The sequence below is a fragment of the Halomonas sp. N3-2A genome (assembly GCF_002216165.1).
Taxonomy (GTDB): domain Bacteria; phylum Pseudomonadota; class Gammaproteobacteria; order Pseudomonadales; family Halomonadaceae; genus Vreelandella.
On the sequence record NZ_CP022286.1, the window covers coordinates 2,990,441 to 3,013,304 of the forward strand.

Annotated in this window: 16 protein-coding genes; 6 read left to right on the forward strand and 10 right to left on the reverse strand. The window is 52.2% G+C overall.

The features are described 5' to 3' along the window. Positions 1 to 78: 78 nt before the first annotated feature. Complete coding sequence (locus CEK60_RS14020) at positions 79 to 1,719, reverse strand: SLC13 family permease (protein ID WP_089040931.1); 1,641 nt, start codon at positions 1,717 to 1,719, stop codon at positions 79 to 81. Positions 1,720 to 1,990: 271 nt separating this feature from the next. Between CEK60_RS14020 and CEK60_RS14025 the strand changes: the two genes are divergently transcribed. Both CEK60_RS14025 and CEK60_RS14030 read left to right on the forward strand, forming a co-directional pair. Further along, positions 1,991 to 2,599, forward strand: coding sequence for a CDP-alcohol phosphatidyltransferase family protein (locus CEK60_RS14025; protein WP_089039551.1), 609 nt, complete (start codon positions 1,991 to 1,993; stop codon positions 2,597 to 2,599). Positions 2,600 to 2,736: 137 nt separating this feature from the next. Further along, on the forward strand, positions 2,737 to 11,505 hold the full coding sequence (locus CEK60_RS14030; RefSeq protein ID WP_089039552.1) for a GH36-type glycosyl hydrolase domain-containing protein: 8,769 nt from the start codon (positions 2,737 to 2,739) through the stop codon (positions 11,503 to 11,505). Positions 11,506 to 11,624: 119 nt separating this feature from the next. Here the strand turns inward: CEK60_RS14030 and CEK60_RS14035 are convergent, their stop codons facing one another. After that, entirely contained in the window at positions 11,625 to 11,954 is a 330-nt protein-coding gene (locus tag CEK60_RS14035; protein ID WP_089039553.1) for a hypothetical protein, read from the reverse strand. Positions 11,955 to 12,198: 244 nt separating this feature from the next. Between CEK60_RS14035 and sstT the strand changes: the two genes are divergently transcribed. The 4 genes from sstT to CEK60_RS14055 all read left to right on the forward strand — a co-directional run bounded on the left by sstT (position 12,199) and on the right by CEK60_RS14055 (position 15,084). Then, positions 12,199 to 13,434, forward strand: a complete 1,236-nt coding sequence (gene sstT, locus CEK60_RS14040) for a serine/threonine transporter SstT (RefSeq protein ID WP_089039554.1) — start codon at positions 12,199 to 12,201, stop codon at positions 13,432 to 13,434. Between the two features lie 69 nt (positions 13,435 to 13,503). After that, complete coding sequence (locus tag CEK60_RS14045; RefSeq protein WP_089039555.1) at positions 13,504 to 14,034, forward strand: helix-turn-helix domain-containing protein; 531 nt, start codon at positions 13,504 to 13,506, stop codon at positions 14,032 to 14,034. After that, on the forward strand, positions 14,031 to 14,756 hold the full coding sequence (locus CEK60_RS14050) for an AzlC family ABC transporter permease (protein ID WP_089039556.1): 726 nt from the start codon (positions 14,031 to 14,033) through the stop codon (positions 14,754 to 14,756). Before CEK60_RS14045 ends, CEK60_RS14050 begins: the two co-directional genes overlap by 4 nt. Beyond that, positions 14,749 to 15,084 carry an AzlD domain-containing protein gene (locus tag CEK60_RS14055; RefSeq protein WP_089039557.1) on the forward strand — a complete coding sequence of 112 codons (336 nt, stop codon included), beginning with the start codon at positions 14,749 to 14,751 and terminating at the stop codon, positions 15,082 to 15,084. The genes CEK60_RS14050 and CEK60_RS14055 overlap by 8 nt, the downstream gene beginning before the upstream one ends. A gap of 15 nt (positions 15,085 to 15,099) precedes the next feature. Here CEK60_RS14055 and CEK60_RS14060 read toward each other — a convergent pair whose 3' ends face one another. From CEK60_RS14060 to CEK60_RS14095, 8 genes are all read right to left on the reverse strand, one after another. Continuing rightward, entirely contained in the window at positions 15,100 to 16,389 is a 1,290-nt protein-coding gene (locus tag CEK60_RS14060; protein ID WP_089039558.1) for a TRAP transporter large permease, read from the reverse strand. Further along, on the reverse strand, positions 16,386 to 16,892 hold the full coding sequence (locus CEK60_RS14065) for a TRAP transporter small permease (RefSeq protein WP_089039559.1): 507 nt from the start codon (positions 16,890 to 16,892) through the stop codon (positions 16,386 to 16,388). The genes CEK60_RS14060 and CEK60_RS14065 overlap by 4 nt, the downstream gene beginning before the upstream one ends. Before the next feature lie 76 nt (positions 16,893 to 16,968). Next, on the reverse strand, positions 16,969 to 17,955 hold the full coding sequence (locus CEK60_RS14070) for a TRAP transporter substrate-binding protein (protein WP_089039560.1): 987 nt from the start codon (positions 17,953 to 17,955) through the stop codon (positions 16,969 to 16,971). Between the two features lie 139 nt (positions 17,956 to 18,094). Continuing rightward, entirely contained in the window at positions 18,095 to 18,673 is a 579-nt protein-coding gene (locus tag CEK60_RS14075) for a peroxidase-related enzyme (RefSeq protein ID WP_089039561.1), read from the reverse strand. Next, positions 18,670 to 19,164: a CMD domain-containing protein gene (locus CEK60_RS14080; protein WP_089039562.1), complete on the reverse strand. Its 495-nt coding sequence runs from the start codon at positions 19,162 to 19,164 to the stop codon at positions 18,670 to 18,672. Before CEK60_RS14080 ends, CEK60_RS14075 begins: the two co-directional genes overlap by 4 nt. Positions 19,165 to 19,212: 48 nt before the next feature. After that, entirely contained in the window at positions 19,213 to 20,667 is a 1,455-nt protein-coding gene (locus tag CEK60_RS14085) for an NAD(P)-binding domain-containing protein (protein ID WP_089039563.1), read from the reverse strand. Continuing rightward, positions 20,664 to 22,388: an aminotransferase class V-fold PLP-dependent enzyme gene (locus CEK60_RS14090; protein ID WP_089039564.1), complete on the reverse strand. Its 1,725-nt coding sequence runs from the start codon at positions 22,386 to 22,388 to the stop codon at positions 20,664 to 20,666. Before CEK60_RS14090 ends, CEK60_RS14085 begins: the two co-directional genes overlap by 4 nt. Continuing rightward, entirely contained in the window at positions 22,318 to 22,785 is a 468-nt protein-coding gene (locus tag CEK60_RS14095) for an Lrp/AsnC family transcriptional regulator (protein ID WP_089039565.1), read from the reverse strand. The genes CEK60_RS14090 and CEK60_RS14095 overlap by 71 nt, the downstream gene beginning before the upstream one ends. Between the last annotated feature and the right edge of the window lie 79 nt (positions 22,786 to 22,864).

Genomic DNA, 22,864 nt, shown 5'->3' on the forward strand with positions numbered 1-22,864 from the left:
CACAAAAAGCTTGCTACCAAAGCTCCCAACAAAAAGCCCCGCACATGGCGGGGCTGAAGCAACAGTAGTGGCTGTCGGTTAGTCGCGGAACGCGTCCGGATAGGTGGTTAAGTCAATACCCCACATGAGGGGCAATAAGAAATAAACCGCTGCGACGATTAGCAGTAGCGCGAAAATATTTAGCCAGAACCCATTGCGCACCATTTCGATAATTTTGATTTTTCCGGTCGCAAAAATAATCGCATTGGGGGGTGTGCCCACCGGCAGCATAAAGGCGCAATTCGCTGCCATGGCAGCAGGTACCATTAGCACGAACGGATGGATATCCAACGCCAGCGCCAGCGAGGCAAGCACCGGAAGAATCATCGTGGCCGTTGCTGTATTTGAGGTAATCTCGGTCAAGAACAACACCATGCCAGCGGCTAGCAAGATCACCAGCAAGAAGTTAACACCTTCCAGCACACTCATCTGACCACCAATCCAGGCGGCTAATCCAGAGGAACCGAAGCCAGCAGCAATCGCCAAGCCACCGCCAAATAGCAGCAGAATGCCCCAGGGTACGTCTTTGGCAATATCCCACCCCAGCAGGCAGCCGCCTTTGCTTGGCGAAGGAATTAAAAACAGCGCAATTGCCGCCACAATGGCGATCATCGTGTCGTTAATCCCCGGAATAGTGAGTATTTGGCCTTGCCACAGGAAAGAACGGGTAATCCAGAAAAATGCCGCTAACAGGAAAACAACCAACACGGCTTTCTCTTCGAAGGTGATCTTACCCAGCGCGGCCTTTTCCTTAGCAATGAGCGCTTTGCCACCCGGAAGGTTGCTGAAGTTAATCGGGTAAATAAAGCGTGTCAGCATTAGCCAACCAATAAACAGCAGCACCACAACGACCGGGAAAGCAAACATCATCCAACTGGCAAAGGTAATCTCAACGCCAAACAGCTCATTCACAATCGCTGCCAGAATAATATTGGGAGGTGTACCAATCAGGGTACCCAAACCGCCGATAGTGCCGCCGTAACCAACGCCAAAAATCAGCGCTTTACTGAATTTATCGATGTCTTCGCTATGATCACCCTCGCTCTTATTAAGCTCCTGGGTTACCTGATAGACAATCGCGGTGCCAATAGGCAGCATCATCATGACCGACGCCGTGTTGGATACCCACATCGACAAAAAGCCAGTGGCCGCCATAAAGCCGAACACAATACTGTTAATGCTGGTGCCCAATACCGAAATAATGGTTAGGGCAATACGCTTATGCAGATCCCACTTCTCCATCGCCAAGGCAATCATAAAACCGCCGAGGAAAAGGAAGATAATAGGATTGCCGTATGCTGCCGTAACCGCACTACTCTCAAGGGCGCCGGTGATCGGCAGCAATACAATGGGTAAAAGTGACGTAACAGGAATAGGGATGGCTTCGGTAATCCACCACACGGCTACCCAAAGCGTGGTAGCAAGCACCATGCGGCCTTCTAAGCTAAGCTCCGCCGGGTGAAAAAACAGCAACACGAAGGCAAACAGCATCGGCCCTAGCACTAGCCCAACCTTTTGAGCTGTCGTATAGGCAGGTGGCTTTGGCGGTCTGCTACCCGAGTGTTGTTGCTCACCTGACGTAGTAGAGGATGAGCGTCTAGCGCCGGAGGTTGGCAACGCACACATAAGTAGGTTTTTGACTTGGTCATGGGAGTGCCAAAGCGACTCCCAGAGTGTCATGGTGGCAGTTCTGCGCATTATCAAAGTACCGTTCGCAGTCAGGTGATCGAAAGGGGGCTTCTCACAGCAACACCCTATGGCGTATTTAAACCAGCCTAGCTGGCTTTTTGGTGCCCTTTATTCACTGCAGCCAAGTATTAGTCCAGCGAATTGACGAAAACTACAACCAAAGTCTAACAACTTTAGTTGTAGCTGTTAGCGCGCCTTCCCCTGATGTGACACTGCACTTTTATCACGGTAGGTTTGAGTCTTTTTCCAGGGAGGTACTCACGTGCTCGACCGTTTTACTATGCCGTTGACCCATCGCCCACTTGCCGGTATGGCTCGGTATCTCAACCACCGGCAGATTACCCCTGACCAAGTTACCTTAGTGGCTTTTTTAGTGGGTATCAGCGCGCTACCGCTATTAGCCTTTGAATATTATGTTTTGGCACTGATGGCGATTTTATTGAACCGCCTCGGTGATGGGCTGGATGGTGCGCTTGCCCGGCTAAGCGGCCAGCAAAGCGATGCGGGTGGGTTTATTGATATCGGGTTGGATTTTGTCTTTTATGCCGCGGTCGTACTGGGGTTCGCGCTGGCTAACCCTGGGCAAAATGCGCTGGCAGCCGCGGTACTGCTATTCGCATTTATCGGCACGGGAACATCGTTTTTAGCCTTTGCTATTGCGGCGAAAGCACGCAATGTTGAGCGGCCAAACTTTCCACAAAAGGCATTTTACTATTTAGAGGGGTTAACCGAAGGCACAGAAACCGTTATCGCGTTAGTGCTCTTTTGCCTATTTCCTCACTATTTTCCATGGTTAGCGGGGCTATTCGCAGTCGCTTGCCTAATCACGACTGCCACGCGGCTATGGGGAGGCTATTGGACCCTACGCTAGCACTTAAGATCGCCCTATAACGGTTATGCACGCAATGTGCGTTATCGAACCGACAGCAGCGAACGTTAAGCACATCGTCCTGATAGAAAAGCATTGTTTTAAGAGCTGTGCTGTACACATTCATCAGGATGTAACCCGTGACTCTTTTTTTTCAGACGCCTTTATTTCGTCGTGTGCGCCAACACAAAGCTTCTATGGCATTGTGGAGCTCCTCTGCGCCAGTACGTGAAGAGTTGTTTAGTACAGAACGGCTTGAGCAGCACGCAGGTAGTTTAGCGCTGGCGCAGGTTGTGACTGCAAGCCCACCTAAAGTGGCGTCGTTAACGCGCCGCCTAAACGATAATGCACGCGTATTACTTGCCGCTTACCGCGCTTGCGCTGTCACGCTGGCAGAAGGTCGAGATGTCGTTCCCGCTGCCGCTTGGTTACTTGATAATTATCATCTTATCGAAGCACAAATTCGTGAAATACGCGGCGACCTTCCGCCGGGTTATTACCGACAGTTACCAAAGCTTGCAGAAGGTCCCTTTGCGGGCTATCCACGCGTCTTTGGTATTGCATGGGCTTTTATTGCACATACCGACAGCAATATAGAACTCGCTAACTTACGTACATTTATTAAAGCTTATCAACGCATACAGCCACTAACAATTGGAGAGTTATGGGCGGTCGCGATAACGCTTCGCATTGTATTAGTTGAAAATTTACGTCGACTTGCCGATCAAATTATTAGTGAACAAACGGCACGCGATGCCGCGGATACACTTGCGGCTAAATGGATTGCTACTGAAAATAGCTCGCCAAAGAGAAACGACTCCTCCAACCATTATTCAACTTACAACGACTCGGTAAACAACGAATCGGCTAATAGCGTCTCGACAGATAACTGTTCAATGGATGAGGGTTCAATTGATCATCAATTCCCTTCTTTTACGTCTCAGAAAACACCACTGTCGGCGCCCTTTATAGCTCAATTAGCCAAACGTTTACGCGGCGTTAACCCCCATACCAATGCACTGGCCTGCTGGCTTTTCGAGCAGCTTAATCGCCAGGGCGAATCTATTGACGATGTGGTGCAAAGTACCCAACAGCGCCAAGGTGCAGCGAACGTTACTGTGCGAAATATCATTACCAGTATGCGTTTTATCTCCAGCACCGATTGGGCTGAACTTTTCGAAAGTGTCAGCTTAGTAGACGTAAAATTACGCGAGCATAGCCGCTTTGCGCAGTACGATTTTTCAACACGTAATCAGTATCGCATTGCCGTGGAAGAGCTCGCCCGTGGCTCAGCCTATAGCGAGTTGGAAGTCGTTGATCATACGCTAACGCTGTCAGGAGAAGCGCTGCCACTGACCGATGATGTCCATGAGGCAGCACGAGTCGAAGACCCCGGTTATTTTTTAGTGGCAGCGGGTAGGAATACGTTAGAAGAACGCCTTAACTATCGCCCGCCATTGAAACGGCGATTTCGCCAGCTGCTGTTGAAAAATGGCATCAATGGCTACGTCATAATGCTGACAGCGACGTCAGTCGCTTTAATGGTATTGGCCGGGTGGTTGCTGTTATCAACGCATTCAGGCGAGGTGTCGTCACTGTGGTTATGGTTATTGGCAGCCCTGGGCATACTACCCACGATTGAGATCGCTACGTCTATCGTCAATCGTTTCGTTATTTATAATATCGGCGCTCAGCCACTGCCTAGCCTAGACCTCTCCAAAGGTATTCCCCCCTCTCTTCGTACGCTGGTGGCAATGCCAACGCTATTGACCAATGAAGCCGACTTAAAAGAACAGCTTGATCGGCTTGAGGTGCACCACCTGGGTAGTGATGGCGGTGCCATTAGCTATGCACTGTTAACGGATGGTGTTGATGCCCAGCAGGCAGAACTAGCCACCGATGAGGCACTGTTAAGCATTTGTGAAAAACGCATTGAGGAATTAAACAAACGCTACTGTCCTGCTAGCCATGAAAAGCGCTTCTTTTTACTGCACCGCAACCGCGTCTACAACGCAGGTGAACAATGCTGGATGGGATGGGAGCGCAAACGGGGCAAGCTTCATGAGCTCAATAAACTGTTACGTGGCGCAACCGATACGACCTTCAGGGACCCACCTTCCCTGCCAAGAAATGTGCACTATATTCTCACGCTGGACGCCGATACACGCCTGCCAAGAGGAGCCGCCAGCAAACTGGTTGGCAAAATAGCCCACCCGTTAAACCACCCTCGATTTGATCCGCAGCAACGGCGGGTAGTCGAAGGCTATGCAATTTTGCAACCGCGCGTCACTCAATCGATGCCTACAGGCGAAAGAGGCTCTATTTATCAACAGCTGTGCTCTTCTCCAGGCGGCATTGACCCTTATGCCGCCGCCATTTCAGACCTTTATCAAGACCTAGTTGGTGATGGCTCGTTTGCAGGGAAAGGTATTTATAATATTGATGCCTTTGAAGCATCGTTAGAGGGCCGTATCGCTGAAAACAGCCTGCTAAGCCACGATATGTTTGAGGGCATTTTTGCCCGAGCAGGACTGGCATCAGATATTGAAGTCATAGAAGACTTTCCAGACCGTTATGATGTGGTGGCCAAACGCCAACATCGCTGGGTGCGAGGTGATTGGCAGTTACTCCCTTGGCTATTAACAGCTTCGTTACCGCCTTCAGGGCGCTTGAAAATACTCGGCAATCTACGCCGGTCGCTGCTCCCCCCGTTACTATTAGCCTGCCTTGCAGTGAGCTGGCAACTGCCTCTCATGATGGCCGTTGTCAGCAGCTTAATGGTCATTATGACCTTTAGCATACCGGTCTTACTGTCGTTAATAACGTCGTTAGCTCCGCTGCGCGCAGGCGTCAACCTTCGCTACCACTTCCAACAATGGTGGGATGAACTGACGCTGGGATTGAAACAAATTTTGCTGCAACTGATGTTTCTCCCCGACCAAGCGTGGCGGATGCTAGATGCCATTGTTAGCACTCTGATACGCGTTTTTATAACTCGCCGCCATTTACTAGAGTGGACATCGTCGGCCCAGACGATGAAATGCCCACACCTGACCGTTTGGAGATTTTATCGGCACATGGCACCCGGTACGTTACTTGGCGTAGCCATTGCCTTCAGTGCGTTATGGTTTAACAGTAGTGTTTGGCTAGTGGTCTTGCCGATCGCACTACTCTGGGTAGCAGCACCTGCGCTGGCAACTTGGCTAAGTAGTACGGCTAGTATTGCGACCCAACCTCTCATAGCAGAAGAAATCGCCCTTGAGCTTCGGCTTATTGCGCGTAGAACCTGGCGCTACTTTGAAACCTTTGTAACTACATCGACCAATTTGCTGCCGCCGGACAATTTTCAGGAAGAGCCTCGGCCGGTTATCGCCCAGCGCACGTCACCAACCAATATGGGTCTATACCTGCTGTCGATACTGGCAGCGCGTGATTTTGGTTGGATCGGTAACCCCAACGCGCTAAGCCGTATAGAAACAACACTTGCCGTTATGCATACCCTGCCCCGCTATCGTGGCCACTTCTTTAACTGGTATGCAATCGATGATCTACGTCCGCTAAACCCTAGGTATGTATCTACTGTCGATAGCGGCAACCTTGCTGGTCACCTCATTACTCTCGCTAACGCCTTGGAAACCTGGCAGGACACAACGTTTTCACCTGACCCTCGCCAAGCTATAGCCGATACATTGGCATTGGCGTTCGAAGCACTTAAATGTGAAGAGCTTAAGCGCTCCTCCCAAGCAGCAGAAACACCTTCGCCCACCAAACCGCTCACTGAACAGCTTGAGAAAATCGCCACTCTCGTAAGCGCAAATAAAACGTCGCCATTAGACTTGGAAGCCCTCACTAAGCAAACCAAAAAGGCACTTAGTATCGCTGGTGACCTTTTCAATGAGCATCTCGCTAGTGACGATGATAAAGATGTGCTTTTTTGGGTGGCAGCACTACACAAAACGGCTGCACAGCATAGCGGTGACCACACAAACAACACAATCGCCAACGGCACACATGTAAAGCGGCTCCAGCAACTGGCCAGTAAAGCGCGACGGCTTGCCCTCAGCATGGATTTTGCGTTTCTTCTCAACCCTGAGCGGCAGTTACTGTCGATTGGCTTCTCGCTAGATGACGCCAGTCTGGACATCAGTTGTTATGACCTGCTGGCTTCAGAGGCACGGCTGGCCAGCCTGTTTGCCATTGCCAAAGGCGATGTAGCCACTCGCCACTGGTTCCGACTTGGGCGCGCTGCCACCCCCTTAAAAGAGGGCGCGGCAATGATCTCCTGGTCAGGCTCCATGTTTGAATACCTGATGCCGTCGCTAATAATGCGCGCACCCGCTGGCAGCCTATTGGAGCAAACTAACCGTCTGATAGTTAAGCGCCAGGAAACATACGCCGCCCAGTTTTCAGCCCCTTGGGGTATTTCTGAGTCAGGGTATAACGCACGGGACATAGAGCATACTTATCAATATTCCAATTTTGGGGTGCCTGGATTAGGGCTGAAGCGTGGTCTATCGGCCGATTTAGTGGTCGCGCCGTACGCAACGGGGCTGGCGGCAATGATCGACCCGGAGGGGGCCTTCAAAAATTATCGCCGCCTTGCAGAAATGGGCGCGCTAGGACGCTATGGCTACTACGAAGCGCTAGACCTGACCCGCTCACGGCTCCCCAAAGGCGCCAAGCTGGTGATTGTGCGCAGCTATATGGCGCACCACCAAGGCATGACCATCGTCGCCATCGCTAATACGCTCCATCGTGGGCAGATGCGACAACGCTTCCACCGCGAACCGATAATTCAGGCGAGCGAGCTATTGCTTCAAGAGCGCATTCCACGGGATGTGGCTATTGCTTATCCCCGTGCCGAAGAGGTGAAATCAACCGCTAGCCAAACCATCAACGAAGCACAAACCGTGCGCCGGCTATCAACCGGCATCAACGGACCTCCGGTGACTCACCTGCTCTCAAACGGCAACTACTCTGTCATGTTGACCGCAACAGGTGGCGGCTACAGCCGATGGCACAACCTTGCCATCACTCGCTGGCAACCAGATACCACACGCGATCACTGGGGAAGCGTTATTTTTCTCCGCGATACGCGACGTCCAAGCGTTTGGAGTGCAACAGGACAATCACTGGAATCACATACCGGCGCGAATAACGACGACAATCACGTGTTATTTGCTGAAGATTATGCTCGCTATGACCATCGGCACGAATCTATTGCCAGTCACTTAGACATCCTGGTGTCTGGGGAAGATGACAGCGAAGTACGCTTGCTAACACTGACCAACAATGGACGCCAAACCTGCGACATTGATGTTACGGCTTATGCAGAATTAGTACTCACCACGCCGAGTACCGACAACGCCCATCCTAGCTTTGCCAAAATGTTCGTGGTTACTGAATACCTTCCAGCATTCAATGCGCTAGTCGCCACCCGTCGGCGGCGGGACCCCAGCGAAGCGCAAGTGTGGGCAGCTCACTTCGCCGTAGTGGAAGGCGATACTGTGGGAGATTTCCAATATGAGACCGACCGCGAGCAATTTATCGGCCGGGGCAACCGTATTTCCACAGCGACGGCACTTGCTGAAGGCCAGCATTTATCAGGCACGGTAGGCAGTGTTATTGACCCTATTTTTGCATCGCGCTACTGCCTGCGGATCGCGCCAGGTAAAGCCGCCCGCATCGCTTACTGGACGGTCGTTGCCGGCTCACGCGAGGCGCTGATGGATCTCATTGATAAACATCATGATGTTAGCTCCTTTGAGCGAGCAAAAATGCTCGCCTGGACTCAAGCGCAAGTGCAGCTACGTCATTTGGGTACTCAGCCAGAGGAGGCCGCCGACTTTCAGCGGCTGGCTGCCCCACTGCTCTATCCAGACGCACGCTTTAGAGCCCCCCAGAAAACGATTCAAAGCGGCGCAGCTCAACAGTCGCTGCTATGGCAACACGGGATCTCCGGCGATTTACCCATTGTATTGCTGCGAATTGAATCCACTGACGATTTGCCACAATTGCATCAATTACTTCGCGCCCATGAGTATTGGCGCATGAAACGTCTCGAAGTCGATGTCGTCATCATCAATGAGCGTGCGTCCTCTTATATTCAAGATCTACAGCAAGCCATTGAAGCCACGATTCTCAGCAGCCAGGCAAGACCCCGGCTTCACAATGGCTATGCCCAGGGAACGGTTTATGCCCTACGCGCCGACTTAGCAAGCGCCCAGTCACGCTCTCAGCTGCTATCAATTGCTCGCGTGGTGCTGATAGCGCACCGAGGATCAATTGCCGTTCAGCTGTCTGTTATGTTGTCTGGTCAGAGCACCGTCAAGCCTCCGCTTGCCATTACTAAACGCGCCCTCCCCAGACCGTTGATAGATAAGGCTCCTACTCCTCACCAACTTAAGCGGCCAACACTCGAGCTTTTTAATGGTTGGGGCGGGTTTGCAAAGCAAGGACGAGAGTATGTCGCCATCCTAGAAGCGGGCAGTTCAACGCCTGCGCCATGGATTAATGTCATTGCCAATCAACAGTTCGGGTTTCAAGTATCGGCAGAGGGCGCTGGCTATCTATGGGCAGACAGCAGCCGAGAAAACCAGCTGACACCCTGGAGTAATGACCCCGTCATTGACCCAAGCGGAGATGCTGTTTACGTCCGAGATGAAGAGACGTTCGAGCTTTATACCGCAACGGCAAGCCCGATACGTGACTCAGGCCGCTACGTTGCGCGTCATGGCTTTGGCTATAGCCAATTTGAACATCAGAATGACGAGCTTAGCTTAGAACTGTTGCACTTTGTGCCTCTGGATGCCCCGTTGCGCATCTCACGGTTGAGACTGACTAATCATTCAAACCGGACACGCAAACTCTCTGTGACTGCTTATGCAGAGTGGGTTTTGGGCACGTCGCGCAGCACATCAGCTCCCTTCCTGATTACGTCGCAAGTACCAGAAAGCGGTGCGTTGTTAGTTACCAATCCATGGAATGCCGACTTCCCAGGCCGAGTGGCTTTTCTCGATATTGGCGAGCCACCTACGCAATGGACTGGCAATCGCAGCGAGTTTATCGGTTATAGCAAAAACCTGGCCGAACCGGCTGGGTTACGCTGTAAAACGCCACTTTCCGGTACGTTAGGCGCGGGACTAGACCCCTGCGCCGCTCTTCAGCGTCCCGTGACGCTAGCCCCAAGAGAAACAGTCGACATTATCGTATTGCTTGGTCAGGGTGGCTCCAATGACGACGTTGCGAGGCTGATTACCCGTTTTCGTGATGCTGACATTGATGCAGAGCTTGCCAGCATTCATGACCATTGGAATACGCAGCTCAATGCCATACAGGTCAAAACACCTGATCGGGCGATGGACATCATGCTAAACGGTTGGCTGCTGTATCAGACCATCGCCTGCCGTTTAACGGCTCGCTCAGCGTTTTACCAAGCCAGCGGCGCCTATGGCTTTCGCGATCAGTTGCAAGATTGCATGGCATTGACGTTTAGCAACGCCGCTACAACGCGCCAGCATTTACTGCGAGCGGCTTCACGTCAATTCCCTGAAGGCGATGTACAGCACTGGTGGTTGCCACATTCCGGACAAGGCGTGCGCACGCGCATCTCTGACGACCGGGTTTGGTTGGCTTACGCCTGCGCACGCTATATCGCAACGTCCCATGACATAACGGTGCTTGATGAGCCGGTGAGTTTTCTAGACGGCGCACTGCTGTCGCCGCATCAGCACGAACACTTTTTCCAGCCGACCACCTCGCTGGAAACCGCCCCACTGTTTGAACACTGCGCACGCGGACTGGATATCACCCTTTCGCAACTGGGTGAACATGGCTTGCCGCTGATAGGCGGCGGGGATTGGAATGACGGTATGAACCGCGTGGGTGCTGGGGGCAAGGGAGAGAGTGTGTGGCTAGGCTGGTTGCTGCTTAAAACACTTCATCAATTTGCGCCAATTGCCGAGCAGCGCGAGGCCCAAGCCTGCCACTCAGATGATCCTCAACGCGCCGCTCGTTGGTCTCAACATGTCCATGCGCTACGCCTAGCGCTTGAAAACAGCGCTTGGGATGGCCAGTGGTATCGCCGAGCTACTTACGACAACGGCAGCTGGCTAGGCAGCAAACAAAGTGATGCATGCCAGATTGACTCCATCGCCCAATCATGGGCAGTGCTTTCCGGCGCCAGCGACCCTCAGCGGTCGATGCTCGCTATGCACTCCCTGGAGCGCGAACTTATTCTGTACGATCAGCAGTTAGCGCTGCTCTTTTGGCCTCCCTTTAATCACCCGAAGCAGGATCCCGGCTATATAAGCGGCTATCCACCTGGAATGCGCGAAAATGGCGGGCAGTATAGTCATGCATCAATGTGGGCAATTTTGGCCTTTGCCCAGCTGGGTGAAGGCGACAAAGCATATCAGCTGTTTACACTGCTTAATCCCATCAACCATGCCACTACAACGGAAGCGGCTACCCGCTATCGCGTTGAGCCTTATGTGGTCGCTGCTGATGTGTATTCTGTGGCGCCCCATGTGGGACGAGGAGGTTGGACATGGTATACCGGCGCCGCCGGTTGGATGTATCAAGCCGGTATGGAGGGTATTTTAGGCATTCGCCGGGAAGCTAGCTGGCTGGTAATTTATCCCTGCCTGCCAGCGAGCTGGCCGCATTTTACTGCTGACATTACCCTTGCCCAATCGCACTATCATATCAAGGTGATCAACGCGCAAGCTTCTCCAGCGACGTTAAGTCAGAACCTCTTAAGCCAAGCCCTCTTAAGCCAAGCCCTCACTGCAACACTGGATGGCGTTTGCTTAGCAGAAACGGAGGTTGGTATGCCCATTCGAGTGCCCCTAGATAGTCAGCATCATCAACTAGAGATAGTTATCCGGCGATGTGCCCCAGCATCATGACAATGTTATGTGGCGTTAAACGCTGATAACACGGAGTGCTCAACAAAACGGCTTGCCTCTATCCCGAAGAATCATCAGTAAGGGCGCTGTTAGGGGAGGCAAACCGTTGGGAATTTTTATCAGTCTAAATCATCTAGCGTAACCACAAGATCCCGGGTAGATACATCTACCTTCCAGAAGGTGTAACTGTCGTCGTCTTCATCGACTAAACGAATATCGAAGTAGGGACTGTCATACCCCGTAATCGCCACCCGTTGAGTATCACCATCCATCAGGACATCATTACCGAGCACATCCTCTTCCCAGCTTTTTGAATCGACTGGGCTTATATACATGTAATACAAGATATAGCCTGTACGATTAGTGATATCGATATGGTAGTCGGCAGCCATTGCAAGCGAAGAGCTACACAGTATCAGCAGTGCAGCGAATAACACTTTGATGCGCATTGATAAGTTCCCTGTTCTTTTCTCTGTTAAGAGAAGCGATAGATTGCAACTTGGGTATCGCCAAGAGCCAAACATAGCGATCAGCACATTATATCGTCAGTTACTTATCTAATTGGGCGCCCTCCCCAAGTTTTTCACCCAACTGCCCGCGAGATACTCACAGCTGGTAGAATGCTGCCCCTTTCAGGCACGTCCACAGCCTGTCGCCACAACGTTTCCCCTTCTACTACCTGAGAGTCGCGCAATGATCGCCACCATCTACACCGTGTTTCAGCCACTTTTCCGGCTGGGCCTTATCCCACAGATTTTAATTGGCATTGTTGCCGGGATATTCATCGCCCTTTTCACACCGGACATTGCAGGCAATGTGGCACTGCTTGGTCAGCTATTTATTGCCGCGCTGCAAGCAGTAGCCCCTATTTTAGTCTTTGTGCTGGTTACCGCTGCCATCGCTGCACACAAGAAAGGTCAACCCACTCACATTCGCCCCGTGCTCATACTGTATGTGGTAGGCACATTAGTCGCTGCGCTAATTGCAGTGGCGGCAAGCTTTCTATTCCCTACCGAACTTGCATTGAATGCGGGGCAAATTGACGGCAATCCACCTGGGGATATTTTTAGCGTTCTAAGGGATCTGTTATTAAATGCGGTGGCTAATCCGATAAGTGCGCTAATGGAAGCGAACTTTATCGCTATTCTGGCATGGGCCATTGGCCTTGGTTTAATGCTACGCCAAGCCAGCGACACCACCCGCCAAGCGTTAAGCGATTTATCCACTGCTGTCACCCGCATTGTCACGCTGGTAATTCGCTTAGCGCCGATTGGCATCTTTGGCTTAGTCGCGGGAACCTTGGCAGAGTCAGGGGTAGAAGCATTGCTCAACTACGCTCAACTGCTAGGTGTCATCGTTGGCTGTATGCTGTTTGTTGCTCTGGTTAGCAATCCGCTGCTCGTTTACCTCACTACCCGTCAGAACCCTTACCCACTGGTGTTCACCTGCCTACGCGGCAGTGCCATCACCGCCTTTTTCACCCGCAGCTCAGCGGCGAATATCCCCGTAAATTTGGAGCTGTGCCGCCGCCTAAAGCTGGATGCCGACACCTACGCTATTTCTATTCCGCTCGGTGCAACGATCAACATGTGTGGTGCCGCTATCACCATAACGGTGATTACCTTGGCGACCACCCATACGCTAGGCATTACCGTTGACTTCCCCACTGCCCTACTACTGTGCGTGGTGTCTGCACTGGCTGCCTGCGGTGTTTCAGGCGTAGCCGGTGGTTCGCTGATGCTCATTCCGATGGCTGCCAACCTATTTGGCATTCCCACAGAAGTCGCCATGCAAGCAGTGGCAATTGGCTTTGTCATCAGCGTGGTACAAGACGCGACCGAAACCGCGCTGAATTCCTCAACGGATGTGCTGTTCACTGCAGCAGCTTGCCGAGCCCGTCAACCTTCCAGCTCTGACCACACGTTATAACGCAATTTGGTTGACTTCTCGCTGTTCCTTATATAGAACGTTCTATAAAAGGAACAGCGAGATAATAGAATGGATGAGCACTCACTAAGTACCCTAGGCCAGCATTTGCAATCCCTTCGCCAAGCGCGGGGCTGGTCACTCTCCCACCTAGCCAATGCCGCTGGCATTGCCAAATCGAATCTGTGCCGTCTGGAACAAGGTAATGGCAACCCCACCTTGGATACCATCTGGCGGTTAGCAGTACAGCTTAATGTCCCCTTCGGCACCCTGGTTGCGCCTATCTCTGTGCCTTTAGGTGAAGATGGCGTACAAGTTCAGTTAATTGACCAGGGAAAAGGCTCGCCTCAGGTAGATGCCTATTGGATGCGCTGCGCTCCCCATACCCTGCGCCACGCCGAAGCTCACACCCTGGGTACTCAAGAAACGTTGATCCTGATCAGCGGCTGGCTCGAAGTCGGCCCAGAAGGGACGGTTACTGCGCTAGCCCCTGGCGAAAGCATCACCTTTAGCGCTGATAAGCCTCACTTTTACCGCACCCAAGACCAAGAGGCCACCATGCTACTCACCATTACTTACGGCGAACAGGAGGATGCACCATGAACCAAGTTGTCAGCCACTCGCCGTGGCACAGCGCGCTGCAAGGCGTGCAGGAAGCGATTCCGCTATTAGGCGGTTACATACCGGTGGCGCTGTCGTTTGGTTTGGTAGCTAGCCAAGCTGGCTTTAGCACATGGGAAGCCACAGCTATATCTGCGCTGATTTACGCGGGTGCTTCGCAGTTTTTGTTTGTGGGCATGATCGCCACCGGCGCACCGCTATGGTTGGTGGTAGCAATGACATTACTGATTAATGTGCGCCACGTGGTGTACGGCCCTAACCTAGCAGAGCTGCTGCCGCGCAGCCGCCACTGGCCATGGCTAATGCACGGCCTAACCGACCAGGTATTTGCTCTGGCATTAACCAGGCTTCCGCAGTTGCCTGACGCGAAGCGCTTCAGCTGGTTTGTAGGTGCATCGTTACTGGCGTGGGGGGCGTGGGCAGTGGGCACTGCCGTGGGGGCTACCGCTGGCGAAGCATTTACCGCCCGCTGGCCGTTGCTGGGTGAAATTATGCCCTTCGCGCTGCCTGCCCTATTTCTCACCATGGTGGCTCCGCGTTTTACCGATAAACGCTGGGCAGTAGCAATGGGACTCACCATCATTGCTGCGCTTTGTTTAACGCTGACTGGATGGGGCAACGTAGCCATCCCACTAGCGGCCGCCTGTGGCGCGCTGTGCTTCTATCTGGTGAAGTTTGAAAAAAGGAGAGGAAGTAATGAGTAGCGCGTTGTGGTTAGCGGTGATGATATCCGCGATAGGTACGTTGCTGATGCGTGTGGTGCCTTTTCTATGGATGCAGCGCCGGATAAATAGCGAGACCGGTATTAACAATATGCCTCAATGGCTGAGTATTCTCGGCCCGCTGATGATCGCCGCTGTGCTCGGTGTTTCCATCGTGCCAGTGAGCCCGAGTGCCGTTTCATGGATTGCCACGACTATCGGTCTTACCGTCACATTGTGGGTATGGTCGCGGTTACGCTCATTAGGCTGGCCGGTCGCAGCTGGGGTAGCGACATTTGGCATCGTCGAGGTGGGGGTAGCGCTAATATAACGCTACCCCACCTTACTAAAACGCTTTTGGAAACACTAATTGCGGTAAATACAGAAAGACGCTTGGCAGTAGTATCATGGCGATAATGATCGACATAATGAGCACTATTAGCGGTATTACTGCCATAAAAGCACGCGGCATGGAAACTTCGCCAATCTGTGTTGCGATAAGCAAGCAAATACCATAGGGAGGCGTAATCAACCCTAGGGTGAGCGATAAAATCACTACCAGCGCCATATGGATCTGGTTGATATCAGCTGCGATACACAGCCCCTGAATAATGGGGAGGAAGATAATGACCGCTGTCACCGGGCTGAGGACGGTTCCAATCACTAACATGAACAGCATCACCAACAGCATGATGCCCACCCGCGATTGCGTTACGGTGAGGATAAAGTTAGCGACCTCCTGAGCGATCCCCAAGTACGAAATCAGCCACCCCATAATGCCTGCGGAAGCGACAGCAAACATCGGTAACGAAAAGGCCACAACCGAGTCTGACAAAATGCCGGGAAGCTGCCTAAAACGTATCGCTCGATAAAAAACAAAGGCTAACAACACGCCTACCAGAACCGCTACCGAAGCGGCTTCCGTGGCAGTGAATACGCCTAGGGTTATGCCACCTAGCACCACTAGCGGCAGCACCATAGGTGGAGCAGCGGTGATCGCAGTACGCCCCATTTGGCGGAAAGAGAACTTACCCGTTGCTTTAATATCGTGCTTTCTCGCGATGTAATACACATATCCCATCTGCATCAAACCGACGAGTATCCCTGGCAGAATGCCCCCCATAAACAGAGCACCCACTGATACGTTGCCAAAGGCACCGTAAATTACCATGAGAATCGAGGGCGGAATGATCCCCCCCAGCACGGACGATGCGGCCGTTAATGCCACAGCAAACGGCGCGGGATAGCCCGACTTCTTCATTGCAGGAATGAGTACCGCCCCCACGCTGGCAGTATCTGCAGCTGCAGACCCCGAAAGGCTGGCGAACATCATGGATACCATGACATTGATGTGGCCCAGGCCGCCACGGACATGCCCAACGGTACTATCCGCAAAGCGTAGCAGACGGTCGGTGATTCCCCCGTCGTTCATCAGGCGCCCTAACAGTAGGAAGAAAGGCACGGCCAGTAACGGGAATGAGTTAATGCTGGCAAACATCTGATTAACGACCGATGTTAAGGGCAGTCCTAATTGCATGATCGTCAATATGGAAGCCAAACCAATCGCAAAAGCGATAGGGACACTTAGGCCGATAAGAATCAGAAAACTGCCAATCAAGGTAATCAATGGACTCATGATTCAGGGGCCTCTCCACCACTGGCCGCATCTCTACCAGCACGCAGCTTGGCGATATCATCGCGAATAGTCTCAATAGAAAATAGCAACATGGAGATACCTGCTACGGGGATCGCGGCGAACACATAGGCCATGGGCGTACCTAACGCTACCGAGCGTCGGTTCCAGCCCATATCCACCAGTACATTACCGTGCACAATCAGTACATAGATCACGGGCAGACAGGCTAAGCTACCGAATAAGCGTAATACCCGCTGAGTAATAACAAAGTTTGGAGGAAAAACGTCCACCACATAGTGCCTACGCTTACGTAGTGCAATGGCCGCGCCAATAAAGACCGCCCAAATGAAACAGGCCATAGCGACTTCATCGGTCCACGATACTGATATTTTCAGGTAGTTACGTGCCACCACCTGATAGAGCACCGTTAGGATAAAGGCTGCAAACAGCGAGCCTGCGATAAATGTCAGGAGTTTCTCCAACAGATCGTTTATTTTCCGCATTTTTCTGCCCTTACATTGGCGCACTGCTTGCAGATGAGACACAAAGCAGCACGCCAAAGCGCTGATGGATCGCGGCTTACAGGTTGCGAATCGTGTCAAGCAGCTCAGTCAAACCACGTTCCTCAGCAAACTCGTCATGCAGAGGAACGACCGCATCAATGAAGGCCTGCTTGTCGACTTCGGTCACCGTTACCCCCAGATCCTCGAATTCCTGAATAAACTCAGCATCGTACTCCACTCCTTTTTCAGTGCCGAACTCACCCGCATGCTGGGCCGCATTGAGAATGATGGCCTGATCCTCTTCCGAGAAGCGATTAAAGCGGTTCTCACTGATGGAAATATGGCTCATCATCACCTGATGCTCGGTTTTGGCATGATAAGGAGCTACTTCATAAAGGCGGCTTGAGTAATAGCCACTGATGGTGCTCTCGAAGGCCCCCACTACGCCGGTTTGCAGGCCAGTGTAGATTTCTGTCCATGGTAGCGATGTCGTCAACGCACCGACTGATTGCCACATCTCAGCATCCAGGCGCGAGCCTGTGACACGCATCTTGATACCTTGCAGATCCGAAGGCTGGGTGACAGGTCCGGTATTGGTACTTAAATTGCGCGTTCCCCCTCCTGTCAGGCTCAACAACTTCAAGCCTACCCCTGACTCCTGCATAGCGTTGGCGAAGTAGTCAAACACGGGCGAGTCGGGAGAGGTGGCAGCCCGAAATTTATCCATATCTTCAAACAGATAATTAAGACTGAAAATTTCAAACTCAGGGGTATACGGCGAAATATTCATCACACCGCCAATGATCATATCGGTGGTACCGATACGAATCTCATCGACCATTGTCTGGTCATTACCCAATTGGCCACCTGGGAAAATCTGTACATCGATACGCCCATCGGTCGCTTCTGCTACTTCGGCTTTAAACGCTTCAGCAGCATCAATCCATGGGTGAGGAGCACTTACTACCGTGCCCAGGCGTAAGGTTTCTGCCATAGCAGGGGAAATAAAAAGCATGGAAGTTGCGGCTGCCAGGGCCAAGCGCGAAAACGTACGTTTTGTCATGGGGACGTTCCTCTTATATGTTTACTAGCTGTCTATAGGTGCTAACTGTCTATAGGTACTAACTGCCGATAGCGACTAGCTGCCGATAGATACTCGCCAGGGATGTGCCAACGTTTTAAAAAGCGGGTGCTTGCTTAAGCTATGCTCCCGATACAGGTTCACCAAGGGTGTGCATTAGCCGGTTTGCCCAGCCAAATAGAGTGGTTGAGAGGGTAAGATCCAAAATTCCCTGATCATCCAGCCCTACTTCACGTAGGCTGGCAATATCATCTTCGGTTACTTGGGGAGGACACTCAGAGAGCCGCATGCCAAACTTAAGGATGGCACGTTGACGTGCATCGATATCCGCCTTTTCGCCATTGAAGAAGATCTCCTGCATCACCCGCTCATCACGCGTCAGGTTGTTATAACGCTGAGCATGCACGGCAGCGCAGTAGATACAGCGGTTGACGACCGATGCTGCCACCGCTCCCAGTTCCCGCTCTTCACGGGATAAACCACCCTTGTCATACATGATGCCGTTAAATAGAGAAGTGCGGATACGCAGCGGCTCAGGATCATGCGCCAACACCAATACATAGTCAGAAATTTTGGTGTTGGAAGGCGTCTCTTTCAGCGCTTCCCGTTGAGCAGGCGTCGCCTGATCAAAATCAATCGGGGTGATATGGGGACGCCACGTAGGTACCCGGGTGGTGAACTTGTGAATAACACGACTCATTGGCTTTTCCCCATCACACTCAGCACAGCAGCAACGCGCAGCTGGTAGTTAACGAAAGCGACCAACCCGGCTAAGCGGACAATATCTGCTTCATCAATGCCTGCGGTACGTAGTGAACCGACTGTTGCTTCGCTGGCATCCCGTGGTCGCTCGGTGACCAAATCAACGTAATCCACCATCGCTACCAAACGCTGCTCATCTGCAGGCGGCATTTGTCCCGGAAGGGCTAGTTGGTAAGGATCCGCATCATCGCCATACCCGGCAAGCAAATCAGCATAGTGCTGTGTCAGCCCAGCTTGCTGGCAAATTCTCGCCATACGACATGCCAGCGCCGCTCTTAAGCTGGCAGGCAGGTTCCCGGCATCATTGGGTAGCAGTGCAGCTTCATAGGATGCTTGTGTCAGCTCCATCAACTTGCCGCGCATAGTCAGGGCTTCGGCCAGCGGGCCGCTGCTGGGCACGCCAGCGGCTGTTTCAAGTACATGTGACATTTCGGTTCCTTAACATTGCAATACAAAGACGACGTTAGCGCTACGCATTCAAGGCAATGGGGAAGGCTCCCACTCATCCCCCAGTAGTTCCGGCGAGTCGTAGTGTTCGAGTAGCTGCCAGTGGCGCTCAATGTCTTCTCGATAAAAGCCTGCGGCAATTGCACCTGCCAGCCAGCTAGCTCCTTCACTGATCCCAGGAATGTCACCGCTGACTTTGCCTAAACTAATAGAGGCACCATAGTTGAAGCAGTGGATATTACGCAGCCAGGGGGCTGCTCCTGGCTCTCGTTCCTGGAAGGTAAAGTCGCGATCCACGTAAGGAAAATTGCCCAGCTCTTCGTGCTGAAGCTCGGCGGGTGGCTGATATCGATCACGCCACAGCAGAATACGATCGGCATACCCAGCCAGCTCGGTACGAGCCAGTGGGTCAACTTCAAACCCAGTCCCCAGAATCAGAAAGTCGCAGCGAACCTGTTTGCCCTGCTGGGTCGTGATCACCACTTCCGCCCCTTCAACTCGGATATTTTCAATGCCACAACCAAAGTGAAAATAGGCATTCTCATGACGGCTGACGCGCAACGTCGAGCCACGGGGAGGCGGCGTTTGGGTGATAAAAGAGTAGTGCATAATGCGCCAGCGCCACTCATCCGGCAGCGTTGCGTAGCCATGAGTAAAGCCATAGCAGCCAATACCCATCATTTTGTTGATCGTCGGCATCTGCTGACGGCGAATCAGGAAGCGAACCTCGCTGGCTCCATGCTCCAGCGCCTCAGCTGCATTATCAATCGCCGAAGCGCCTACCCCTACCACGACCACGCGCTTCTCTTTAAGGGCAGTAAAATCGATATCGTCCGCCGTGTGCGCCCAGCTAGACGCCGGCAAACCAGCAACGAAATCGGGAATCTTGGGGGCACCGGTACCTTCACGGCCAGTCGCCATAATCAGTTTACGTGTTAGAACACGTTCAGCCGTCGCGCCTGGGCCAGAAAGCTCAAGACTGAGTAGCTCTCCCTCGGGCTTAACATGCTCAACCTTGACACTATTTTCGACCGGCAGGTTGAGAACTTCACGGTACCAGCAAAGGTACTCCATCCAAGTAGGCCGCGGAATCTTGTCAAGAATTTCCCAGGCTTCGGTGCCAAACTGCGCCTCATACCAAGCCCGAAAGGTCAGTGATGCAAACCCATAGCTGGGCCCTGGTAATGTTTTCGGCGAACGCAGTGTCTCCATACGGGCATAGTTCATCCAGGGCCCTTCTTTACCCGCCGGGTTGCGATCAAAAATGCGGATATTGGCGATACCTCCCGACAATAGCGCGAAAGCCGCTACTAAACCGCACTGACCACCGCCCACAATCACGACATCGTAAACGTGCCGCCCATCCTCTCTCTCTAATGAGGGGACCCAATTAGCAGGCGGCAGGTTCAGACAGGCGAGGTCGTGCTTCACGCGTGCATTCAAGGCTTCAAGGCCGGCACCGGCCAAAGAGGGAGTGAGGGTCATGGCATCATCTCGGCTTGTGTCTGCATGGCCTGTTCGGCTTCATGGGGCCACCAGAACCAACGAACGGGTACATCTTCAGCGTGGCGATTAGCGGGTAAAGGCAAGGCTTTCGCCAGCTCAACCAATTCAAGCGCTCTGGCAAAGCAATCAAGCACTGTGGCCTCGTCAGCTGTTCCAACAGATGCATCCTTAGTGAAAAGCGTATCCAATAGGCATGGCGTTACTGACTCTTCGGATTGAGCTGACGCATCAGGGCGCTGGGCAACCCAAACACCACTATGTTCATCCACAGAGTAAAGTTTCATTAATACTGGGGCATAACGCGCAATAAACTCGACCGCTGATATTACATAGTTAGCCGACTCATTGCTAAAAAAGAAGTTAAATCCGAGTCTTACCCAACCTGGGCGATATATGCTTCTACCTTTTTGGACTAACGCTTCATGCGCTGCAGCCGTATCGCTATCAATGGAAAGCAGTTCATGACCATAAGGGCCCGCGCAGGAACAGCCACCTCTAGCCTGGATACCGAATAGGTCATTCAACATGGCAACCACGAGGTTATGGTGTATCGCCCGTTCTCCAGCAGTGATATTAAACGAGAAGATGGCCAACCTGGGCGCATCAAGTGAGCCAAGCAGGTTTAAGTTAGCTATTTTTTGCCAGCGCTCCACCGCCATGGCCACCAATTCTTGCTCGCGCAGCTCAATGGTCTCAGTGCCAACTTTTGCTTTGATACGGAACGCCAACCCCGCGCGAATGTCACCCAAAATATTAGGTGTACCCGCTTCCTCCCGACGCTCGACATTCTGAACATATTGATGATGGGAGGCAGTTACATAGGATACCGTGCCGCCACCCGAAATAGATGGCTTCGCATTGCGGCACACCGCTTTGCGAATCACCAGCACGCCGGAACTCCCAGGCCCACCGACAAATTTATGAGGGGAAAGGAAGACGGCATCCAAATGATCGCCTTGGCCGCTGCCTGCCATATTGATCGCTACATAGGGCCCACTTGCCGCATAGTCGAACACAGCCAAGCCACCATATTGGTGCGCTAACTTGGCTATCTGGGCCACGGGCGACAGAATACCTGTGACATTAGAAGCGGCCGAAAACGCCACGACTTTAACGTCGCGATCGGCATGTGCCTGCAATTGCTGCTCAAGCACCTCCAGATCAATAAGACCATGGCTATCCAGAGGAGTACGTACCAGATCAACATCGCACTCACGCCATACCAGATCATTGGAGTGATGCTCATAGGGGCCAACGAAAACAACCGGCTTAGCGGCCTTCGCTGCCACTTGCCCATGGGTCAGCTCAAGAATGCGACAGCAACGGTCTATCGCCGCGGTTGCACCAGCACCAGCAAAAATGACCGCATATTCGTCATCAGCACCTACAGACTCCGCCACTGCTTGGCGAGCAGCTTCCCGTAGCCGCGTGGTCATTTTTCCGGTGTAAGAGGTTTCAGTATGCGTGTTGGCATAGAGAGGCAATACCTCCTCTTGAATTGCCCGCTCGACGATATCCAACGCCCTTCCCGACGCCGTGTAATCGGCATAGAGCAAGGGGCAGTCTCCAAATGGGCCGGGGATCAAGCGCCCTTCTCCAATGACCCCACTCTGTAGGCGCTCTATCCACTCACGAGAGATCGCCGAGGGGGAGCTCGGTGGTTTTCTTGACTTGTTCCATTGAGAAGCACGATGTGACATTACTGAGCTCTATTTTCGCAATCAGCCTTTTATAAAAGGCATCATAAGATTGGTTATTACGCGTAATGACCTTGAGTAAGTAGTCGTATTCACCTGCAAGGCGATTAACTTCTACGATCTCAGGAAAGTTTTTAACCGTCTCCTGAAATGCATCAAGCCAAGCTTGGTTGTGTTTATCCGTTTTAACCATCACAAACACAGTAAGACTAAGATTCAATTTCTCAGGGTTCAGTACGGCAATTCTTTTTTCTATAATTCCGTCTTTTTCCAGCTTTTGTATTCGCCGCCAACACGGCGTAACAGAGAGACCAACCCCTTCTGCAAGCTGTGCAATAGAAAGACTATCATCGCGCTGAAGCTGTTCAAGAATTTTCAAATCAAAACGATCAATAAGCAATTTATTTCCCCTCTAAGCATTTATAAGGAATTTTATTCTTTATAACCTTTCCTTCATACGGTCAAGAGAAATAATTTTT